Source organism: Prevotella micans F0438 (assembly GCF_000243035.1).
Taxonomy (GTDB): domain Bacteria; phylum Bacteroidota; class Bacteroidia; order Bacteroidales; family Bacteroidaceae; genus Prevotella; species Prevotella micans.
The window spans coordinates 409,009-418,194 of record NZ_JH594523.1 but is presented as its reverse complement, the minus strand read 5'-3'; the positions used below and the strand labels follow the sequence as shown (position 1 = coordinate 418,194).

Here is a 9,186-nt window from a genome sequence, read left to right as displayed (position 1 = left end):
AAAATGGCGATGGCGGCACGGTTGCCGAAACAGGTACTGCAACGGTGACTAAAGACGTAACCGACCTTCTGGCCAAGCGTAATAAAGACATGAAAGAAGCCACTCCACGCGGCACCTCAAGTAATTATTACGACCTGTCGACCCACAAGCTCGACGGTACAGTTATTCCCCGCAGCACCGCCAACTGTTACGTAATCTCTGCCCCCGGATTCTACAAGATTCCTCTCGTTTACGGTAATGCCATAAAGAACGGAAACAAGAACGAGAGTTCTTATAAGACCTCCAACACCGGCACATATATCTTGCAGAACTTCAAAGACCATCTAGGCAACGATATTAATGACCCATGGATTGAAAAGACCAACAGCGGGGCAAACAGCGGAGTAGATGGAGCTAAAATCGTATGGGCCGACGAAGCCGATCTCGTCACAGATTACACCATAGAACACGACGGCAACGACGCCTATATTCAATTCGAGGTAACCAAAGACGATATAAAAACAGGTAATGTTGTTCTAGCCGCCACGAAGAATGGAGTTGTAGTATGGTCATGGCACCTGTGGTTCACAGCCCCTGATGTGCTAAATACCATCACTTGTACTAATTTTCAAAACATTCAATACAAGATCTCCAAAGAGACTTTAGGTTGGAAATACACAACCTGGAAAGGCTCCTCATTCTTTAAACCTCGGGAGGTTAAAGTGAAAGTGATGCAAACAATAGCGAACAATAGCACAAAACAAGAAGCTATCTTCACCATAATACAAACAAATGGGGTAACGCCAATAGTGGGCCATCATACCCTGTATCAATGGGGTCGTAAAGATGCTTTGCCTGGTACAGATAATATTATACAAGGTTCTTATTCATTCGACAGTCAGGTTGGCGGGCGTTCTGTAAGTTACGCCATCCAACATCCGGAAAACATGTTCAATGCTATAGGCTCGGGGCCTTTTTATACTGATTGGAATAATCCTTATTATAGTAATTTGTGGAACATAACTAATAATCTAAATAATATGGTGAAGAGCGTATATGATCCTTGTCCTGCTGGTTTCCAAGTACCGCATCCTATCACTTTCACTTTCTTCACAAAGAATGGTGGCACAGGTGGCCCTATAAATGCAACAGGTTCATGGAATTTTGGTTGGAATTTTAATAATAAGGTCACAGATCCTGACGCAATAATTTATTGTCCTGGAGGTGGCTATAGAGTAAATGCTCCAGGGAGTCCATTAACCCTAATGGGACTTAGTGGTGACTATTGGCTATCTAATAAAGTTAATGGTATTGCAAATAATGTAGGATTCAGTCCTGGAGGTGTAACAACAGTCGGAATATTCTCATGCTGTTGGGCAGCTGGTGTGCGCCCTGTGGCCGACAATTAAAAATCTTCTGTCCAAGACTGATATATGCACACATTGATGAATGCCAATTCGGGCCAGAAGGGCCCGAATGTAGGGACAGACCCCGTGTCTGTCCGCCCTATTCGGCAGGTCGGGATGAATATATCATGCGGTCGGTAGACCGAATTGGCATTGATGCGGACAGACACGGGGTCTGTCCCTACATACGGTCGGAACGCCCGAGTTGGCATGGGGTAGGGCGCGACAACGATAAAAAACCTTTTCACAACGTGCAAAACGGTCGTGACGACGGTAATATCGGTTTTGTTGATATGCAAAACCATCCCTACATCAATAATACCCTTTCCTACGCCGTAGATTTCAGCATGACCGACGGTGTTGGTTGTTTCTACGCTGTAGATTCCAGCATGACCGACGGTATTGGTTGTTCCTACGCTGTAGATTCCAGCATGACCGATGGTATTGGTCATTTCTACGCTGTAGATTCCGGCATGACCGACGGTGTTGGCCATTTCTACGCTGTAGATTTCACCATGACCGATGGTGTTGGCCATTTCTACGCCGTAGATTCCAGCATGACCGATGGTATTGGTTGTTTCTACGCTGTAGATTCCATCGCGACAATGGTGTTGGTCGTTTCTACGCCGTAGATTTCACCACGACCAACGGTGCTGGTCATTTCTACGCTGTAGATTACATCGCGAAATATCTGTTTATTATTCTAATCATCTTAAAAATCAAAATTATGGCAACAACAACAAGTCCAATCAAGCTGGAAAGCAACCGCGGCGCGCGTTTCAGTAACACGGCGCACGCGAAGTTCCATCAGACGCAATACGACCTCATCTCGAAGGCCGATTTGCCGAAAATCAACGTGTCGCCCGACATGCTCAAGGAGTGGAAGGATGCCATCGAAGTCGAGGTTGAGATTACTCGGCAAGCGCAGGCTTCGGTCATAACCAAGGAGATGCTTGTCAAAGACCGTGAGCGCGATGAGGCGCTGAATAATCTCTTCGGAATCATCCGCGCCCAGCGTTATTCGCACGTCGAGCCGGTGAGGAAGGCCGCCGAGAAGTTGTCGGTGGAGTTGAAACCCTATTTCGGAATCCAAAAGGAGATTAATGAGGACGAAACGGAACTAATCCGAGGTATGGAAAAGGACGTCACGCGGCTTGTTCCCGAAATCGCCGTGCTCGGGCTGACAGATGTTATGCAGCATCTTCACACGGTGAACGAGGAATATGAGCGCCTCATCGTGACCCGTCGCAACGATGGCGACGCTCTGAATCTTCCCGACACTCGCGTTGCCCGTCAAACCTCGGAGCGCATTTTTGAGGCCATTTGCCAGTGCATTCAGGCTAGCTATCTTCTTTCGACTGTGGATGCCGACCGGAAGATGATTACCACTCTGGTGACGGGCATTAATCATATCTCCTCCGATTTTCGCGATACTCACGCCCAAAGTCAGGCGCAGAAAGCAGCGGCTAAAAAGAGGAAAGAGGGTGATGATAATCCCAAGAAACCCTCCGACCCTAAAAAGCCCGGCGATGATGGTAAAAAACCGGATGATGGTAAGAAACCTGACGACGGCAAAAAGCCTGGCGAGGGCAAGAAGCCCGAAGACCCCAAGAAGCCCGGTGGCGACACCCCGAAACCCGGACGAGAGGAAGACCCGGGCGAAGACCAGGTATAAGGGTTTGGTTTAAGAGAGATTATCTTGTCCTTGTCGGGCAAGCGTCGGATAGACACTCCCACTCGGGCGGGACGCCCGCATGTAGGGACAGACCCCGTGTCTGTCCGATGCCCATAGGAGGAAACAAAGAAAATATCGTTTATATAATCATTCAGACCTGCATCCGTCATGACGACGCGTGCAGGTCGACCGTTTTTATACATATGCTCGGTTTAAGAGGAATTATCCTCTCCCTTGACGGATGGGGGCGGGTTATTATGTCGTCCTTGTCGGACGGGAGGCGGACAGACACGGGGTCTGTCCCTACATGCGGCCTACTGGCCGAATTGGCATCGATTGGGTTGATGGGGTGTCTACGTATGTAGGGACAGACCCCGTGTCTGTCCGATACCCATACCAATTCGGTCTGCCGACCGCATAACAATATTTTCGGGCCTAACTCTGTGGTTTGGTATTTATGCCGTCCTTGTCGGACGGTGGCTGACAGCAAATCATCCTTGATATCGAACTCACATTAAAAAGGGATGCAATCAAATAAAGATTGCATCCCTTTCTGTGAGAATAGAGAGGTTGGAGAATTATTTGCCGATAATTCCTCCCGTAGTATTCCGGAGGAAGCTCACGATGTTGCGAATCTCTGGAGAGTCGGGCACCTGTCGGTCTATTTGTATGCAGGCGTCGAATACGGAAGTTTGACTGTGGAAGAGCAATCGATAAGCGTTGGAAATGTGTTTAAGTACCTTTTCGTTTATTCCGCACGACCGGCATATCGTTGAGTTAACCCCGGAAAAGGCAACATGTTTACCGCCGGCAATGATATAGGGTGGCACGTCTTCGGAGAATGTGGTTCCGGCTTTTATCATTGCCATGGTTCCTACTCTTGTTCCGGCGTTTTGGATAACGCTCGAGGAGAATATCGTATTGTCGCCTATAATGCAGTCGCCGGCAATCTTGGTTCCGTAGCCGAACACGCAGTTATTGCCCACTTTAGTATCGTGACTAATATGTGCGCCTTCCATGAGGAAGTTGCCGGAACCGATAACGGTTTGTGCGCCTTGGTGGGTTGCCCGGTTGATAACCACGTTTTCGCGTATGATGTTATCGTCGCCTATGACGAGCTGGCTTTCTTCGCCAACGAAATTAAAATCCTGTGGTAGTGCTGCGAGAACGGAACATTGGTGGATTGTGTTTCTTTGGCCCATCCGGGTTCCGTTGAGGATGCTTACGAAAGGATAGATTATACAGTCGTCGCCTATCTCGACGTCGTCTTCGATGTACACGAATGGGTATATCTTGCAGCCGTTGCCAATTTTGGCTTTGGGTGATATTTCGGCCCTTTGACTGATTTCGCTACTCATATTTCTTCTTCCCCCGCTCTTCCTTTCGGGAAGAGTGCCCAACTTACTGCTGGGGGTTGTTGTGTTGGTTTGTTGTTTTGTTTCTGGGATTTGTTTCTATTGTCGACCTCCGCCTAGCGCATAGTATAGGTTCACGATGGCCTGTAGCTTTGTGAACTGTTCCTGCACTTGCGACACTTGGGCGTTCAGGAGGTTTTGCTGTGCGGTGATTACTTCAAGGTAGGTGCTGGAGCTTTGTTTGTAGAGCAACTCGGTGTATTCTACATTTTTTTGCAGAACGGAGACTCTTTGTTCTAGTAGTTTACCTTTTTCTTCGGCCGAATTATAGGCTACGAGAGCGTTACTCACCTCGGCTCCGGCTTTGAGCACACTGTTTTGCCAGGTATTGAATGCCTGTTTGTATCTATCGTGCGCTACCCGGAGATTGGCTTTAAGCTTTCCTCTTGCGAAGATGGGTTGTGTGAGGCTTCCAACTGCGCTGAGGAGTAGTTTGCTGGGATTGACCAGGCCGTTTGCGTTGCTCCATCCGCCTGTTGCGTTGATGTTAAGTGCGGGATAGAATTGGCTTCGGGCTTGCTGAATGTTATAAAAACATTGTGCTAGTGCCATTTCGTTTGCGTGCACGTCGGCACGGTTGCTTAGCATTTCTACTCCTATGCCTTTAGCCAGATGCGTGGGCAGACTTTGATTGTCGAGTGTTCCTCGTGCAATTGCGTGTGCGGGTTCACCCAGAAGCAAACTAAGGGAATTCTCGATTTCGCGGGTTTGTCGGCGAATGTCGGCCGCTTGTGTCTGTACTCCGTAGAAGGCTGCTTCAACACTTTGTACGCTGGTAGAGCGTGCTCGGCCTAGTTCCATCTGCATTTTCATCATGTCCCAGGTATTTTGAGTGAGATTACTCATACCGGTCACGATTTCGTTCTGACGGTCGAGCTGCAGCAGGGTGTAATACAGATTCGCCACGTTGCAGATGAGCCTTGTTTGTACGGCTACCTTGGTATCTTGTGCCTGGATGAGGGCCACCTGTGCCATCTTCTTTGACGAGCGTAACTTGCCGAAGAGGTCGAGTTCCCAGCTTGCAACGAGCGGTAGGGTATAGGATTTGGTTGCTTCGACGTGCGAACCGAAATGCGAAACTGTTCCGGTTGGCGAGAGAGCCAGCGATGGAAGGAATGAAAGTTTCGATGCGCTTAGCTGTTGTTCGGCTATGTCGATATTGAGGGCGGCGTTGAGCAGGTCGGGATTGTTGTTCAATGCCTTTTCGATGAGTGTTTGCAGATGTGGATCGGTGAAAACGCTTCGCCACGGAAGATTACCGAAGTCGTTGGAACCTTCTAGGGTTGCGTTGTCGTCTATCGGACTGCGAACGATGCCGGATGTTTTTACTTCCGGCCGTTCGTAGTTTCCATACAGACTCTTGCACCCCGTGAGCGACAGGGCGGCAAGAGCTACGATGGCTATATTTATCTTTTTCATTGTTTGTCTGTTTTCGTTAATGCTTTATTTCTCCGAGGTTTTGTCTTCAATGAAGCAACGGGTATATTGCCGGAGTTCTTTTTCTACCTCTGGATTGCTTTCGTCTTCAAACACTAGAGGCTTTATGCGCTCTTGCAAATACTGGAAGAACATGAACAGGGCCGGTACAATGAATACCTGGCACAATGTGCCGATAAGCATTCCGCCCACTGCAGCAGCTCCCAATGTTTGGTTTCCATTTCGGCCTACTCCACTGGCAAACATAAGCGGGAGGAGCCCGACAATCATTGCCAGCGACGTCATTAGAATTGGTCGTAAACGGGCGTCGGCACCGAGTATGGCCGAGTATTTTATCGCCATACCTGTTTGTCTCCTTTCGAGCGCGAACTGAACTATAAGAATAGCGTTCTTGGCAAGCAATCCGATGAGCATAATCAGAGAAATCTGCATGTAGATGTCGTTGTTGTGGCCGAATATCATTGTGAAGATGAAAGCGCCAGCCAGTCCGAACGGAATAGAGAGAATCACCGCAAGTGGGAGAATATAGCTTTCATACTGTGCACTCAAAATGAGGTAGACGAACACTATACACAGAACGAAAATTATTGCGGTTGAGTTAGACGACTCTTGCTCCGACCGGGTTAGTCCGGAGAATTCGTAGCCGTAGCCTTGCGGGAGTTTCTGACTAGCTACTTCCTCGACAGCCTTGATAGCGTCGCCCGAGGAATAGCCGTCGGCTGCTGAGGCATTGACTGCAATGGAGGTGAAGAGGTTGAAGCGTGCGATGTTCGACGGGCCGTAGACGCGGCGCAATGTGCAGAATTCGCTCACGGGCGACATTCCTGATGGCGTGCGTACGTATATGTCGTTAAGACTATTCTCGTTCATCCGACTGTCAACGGTTCCTTGAATCATTACTCGGTAGAGTTTACCGTAGGCGTTGAAGTTCGAGGCATACATTCCGCCGTAATAGCCTTGAAGAACGGCCAAGACTGCAGCGGGCGACGTTCCTGCCTGCTTGGTTTTAGCTACATCGACATCTACCATGTATTGCGGATAGCTGGGATTATAGGTAGTCATGGCTCGGCTGATTTCGGGTCGTTCGTTGAGCGCCTTCAGATAGTCTTGCGTAATCTGGAAGAACTTGTTGAGGTCGCCACCTGTCTTGTCTTCCAACGAGAAACTCAAACCGCTTACGGCCGAGAATCCCGGCACCATCGGCGGACCGAAAGCAATTACCTGCGCACCTTTTATGGACGATGTTTGTTTGTAAATCATTCCCAGTATCATGTTAGACGATGTCGGGTCGATAAACAATCCTGCGATACCGGCACCGGTGAACACTGATTTGATTTTTTGGAAGAAACTGTATTCACGTTCGGCAAATGGTTTGAGTTTAACGATGAACGTAGCCTGGTCGGAACCCTGGCCGGCCATGAAGTTATAGCCCAGAATTTGCTCGCGTCGCTCGATATAAGGGTTGCTTGCAAGCATACGGTCAATCTGGTTCGTGATTTTCTGTGTCTCAGTCTGCGAAGTTCCCGGAGGAGTGGAGACAAATGCGAACAGTGTACCCGTGTCTTCATCTGGAACAAGTCCTGTTTTGGTGAACGACATCGAAACAATGAGCGCAACAATACCCACAACAACTGCAGTTCCGGCAATCTTACCGTGGTTTATGATTTTCTCAACTCCGCGCTGATACTTCTTATTAATCTTTTCATACTGCACATTGAATGCTTGATGGAAGCGGTCTATGCGCGAGAGTTTCTTTTCTTCTTCGCCGTGCGGTTTCAGGAATATGGCACAGAGAGCCGGTGAGAGAGTCAGAGCGTTCACGGCCGATATGACAATCGACACGGCCATCGTCACACCGAACTCACGATAGAACGTTCCGGAAGTTCCACCGATGAACGACACCGGTACGAATACCGCCGCCATGACCAGCGTGATAGATATGATGGCGCCCGAAATCTCGTTCATAGCGTCGATAGAGGCTGTCAGGGCATCCTTATATCCCAGGTCAAGCTTAGCGTGGACTGCTTCAACAACTACGATGGCATCGTCGACCACAATTGCGATAGCCAGCAATAACGCCGAGAGCGTAAGCAAGTTTATCGAGAAGCCGAACACCCACAGGAAAAAGAATGTTCCCACGAGTGCAACCGGTACGGCAATCATCGGAATAAGTGTGGAGCGAATGTCTTGCAGGAAGATGTAAACCACGAAGAATACAAGCACCAGCGTGATGAGGAGCGTGGAGAGAACTTCTTCTATTGAGGCAAAGAGGAACTCTGTTACGTCTTGTTCGACGGTTACCTTCATCCCCGGCGGCATAGTTTTCTGTATATCCGCAAGGGCTGCCTTCACGTTGGTTGCTATTTCGGTGGCATTGGAACCAGCAATCTGCTGCACCATTCCAAGAACCGACGGTTGGTTGTTGTTCTTCATCGACACCGAATATTGCAGACCGCCCAACTTGATGTCGGCCACATCGCGCAGATGAAGCGTTTGACCACCGATATTACTCGATATTATGATGTTTCCGTATTCCTCGGCTGTTTTCAGTCGACCTTTATAGCGCATCACATATTCGTACTTCATGTTGCTCTGTTCGCCGAACGAACCCGGGGCAGCCTCGATGTTCTGCTCGGCAAGAACGCCGGCAATGTCAGATGGCACGAGGCCGTATTCCTTCATCTTTTCCGGTTTGAGCCATATTCGCATCGAATAGCTTTTCATTCCCGGCGTATTCACATCGCCAACACCGTTGATACGCTTAAGCATCGGAACGACGTTGATATTGTTATAGTTCGTCAGGAACTCGTCGTCATATCGGCCATCGTCGGTGGTTAGCGAATACATGAGTACGTTGGACGATTGTCTTTTCGTGACCGTCACGCCTACTCGCGTAACTTCGGCGGGCAGCAACGCCAGCGCTTGCGACACGCGGTTCTGCACGTTCACGGCAGCCATGTCTGCATCGGCTCCTTGTTTGAAGTAGACGGTTATCATGGCCATACCGGCGTTGGTTGCACTCGACTGTATATAGGTCATGTTTTCAACTCCGTTGATGCTTTCTTCCAGCGGGGTAACAACCGAGTTGAGCACTGTTTGTGCGTCGGCTCCCTGATAGAAAGTCATTACGGAGATTGTTGGCGGGGCTATATCCGGATACTGCTCAATCGGAAGAGAAATCAATCCAATCGTACCGAGAAGTACGAAGAAGATTGACACGACCGTTGAGAGAACCGGGCGTTTGATGAAATTCGTGAATGTCATAATTCCTTTG

The 9,186-nt window shown here is 49.0% G+C and carries 5 protein-coding genes and 1 pseudogene; 3 read left to right on the top strand and 3 right to left on the bottom strand.

The genetic code is table 11. From position 1 onward, the window contains the following. The 3 genes and pseudogenes from HMPREF9140_RS09500 to HMPREF9140_RS09490 form a co-directional block, all read left to right on the top strand. A pseudogene (locus HMPREF9140_RS09500) lies at window positions 1–1,388 on the top strand (fimbrillin family protein); the annotation flags it as partial. A gap of 125 nt (window positions 1,389–1,513) precedes the next feature. Further along, window positions 1,514–2,017: a hypothetical protein gene (locus HMPREF9140_RS10390; RefSeq protein WP_081474527.1), complete on the top strand. Its 504-nt coding sequence runs from the start codon at window positions 1,514–1,516 to the stop codon at window positions 2,015–2,017. Between the two features lie 95 nt (window positions 2,018–2,112). Then, complete coding sequence (locus tag HMPREF9140_RS09490; RefSeq protein WP_006953611.1) at window positions 2,113–3,060, top strand: DUF6261 family protein; 948 nt, start codon at window positions 2,113–2,115, stop codon at window positions 3,058–3,060. A gap of 578 nt (window positions 3,061–3,638) precedes the next feature. Here the strand turns inward: HMPREF9140_RS09490 and lpxA are convergent. The 3 genes from lpxA to HMPREF9140_RS09475 form a co-directional block, all read right to left on the bottom strand. Then, window positions 3,639–4,418, bottom strand: a complete 780-nt coding sequence (gene lpxA, locus HMPREF9140_RS09485; RefSeq protein WP_006953610.1) for an acyl-ACP--UDP-N-acetylglucosamine O-acyltransferase — start codon at window positions 4,416–4,418, stop codon at window positions 3,639–3,641. A 96-nt stretch (window positions 4,419–4,514) separates the two neighbouring features. Next, complete coding sequence (locus tag HMPREF9140_RS09480; RefSeq protein WP_006953608.1) at window positions 4,515–5,894, bottom strand: efflux transporter outer membrane subunit; 1,380 nt, start codon at window positions 5,892–5,894, stop codon at window positions 4,515–4,517. A 24-nt stretch (window positions 5,895–5,918) separates the two neighbouring features. Further along, window positions 5,919–9,176, bottom strand: coding sequence for an efflux RND transporter permease subunit (locus HMPREF9140_RS09475; protein ID WP_006953607.1), 3,258 nt, complete (start codon window positions 9,174–9,176; stop codon window positions 5,919–5,921). Window positions 9,177–9,186 lie beyond the last annotated feature (10 nt).

Bases quoted from the DNA above. Each gene is read 5' to 3' on its own strand.
- HMPREF9140_RS10390 (WP_081474527.1), top strand. From the start codon at position 1,514: ATGCGGTCGGTAGACCGAATTGGCATTGATGCGGACAGACACGGGGTC.
- HMPREF9140_RS09490 (WP_006953611.1), top strand. From the start codon at position 2,113: ATGGCAACAACAACAAGTCCAATCAAGCTGGAAAGCAACCGCGGCGCG.
- lpxA (WP_006953610.1), bottom strand. From the start codon at position 4,418: ATGAGTAGCGAAATCAGTCAAAGGGCCGAAATATCACCCAAAGCCAAA.
- HMPREF9140_RS09480 (WP_006953608.1), bottom strand. From the start codon at position 5,894: ATGAAAAAGATAAATATAGCCATCGTAGCTCTTGCCGCCCTGTCGCTC.
- HMPREF9140_RS09475 (WP_006953607.1), bottom strand. From the start codon at position 9,176: ATGACATTCACGAATTTCATCAAACGCCCGGTTCTCTCAACGGTCGTG.